The sequence below is a fragment of the Monashia sp. HAY1-5C genome (genome assembly GCF_056755255.1).
The window spans coordinates 1-270 of the sequence record NZ_JBPGXG010000372.1; the positions used below are offsets into that span (position 1 = coordinate 1).

At 56.3% G+C, this 270-nt stretch carries 1 protein-coding gene; it reads left to right on the forward strand.

What is annotated here, in order from left to right; genetic code table 11:
- Positions 1 to 9: 9 nt before the first annotated feature.
- A partial coding sequence (locus ACR9ZK_RS22085) for a Gfo/Idh/MocA family protein (protein WP_481344090.1) occupies positions 10 to 270 on the forward strand: 261 nt, incomplete at its 3' end.

The window sequence follows — 270 nt, forward strand, 5'->3', positions numbered from 1 at the left end:
CTTTGCGACATTGGCAGCCACAACTTTGAACAGATGCTGTACTTCACAGGTGCCTCCGACGCCGAAGTCGTCAGTGCGACCGTAGCCAATTACGCACATTCCGACTACCCCGGCTTCGAGGATTTTGGTGACGCCCATATCGTCATGAATAACGGAACCACCGGTTTTGTCCGCGTTGACTGGTTCACCCCGGAGGGTCTGCGCACCTGGGGTGACGGACGCACAGTCATCCTCGGAACCGATGGCTACATCGAGCTGCGTAAGTACATC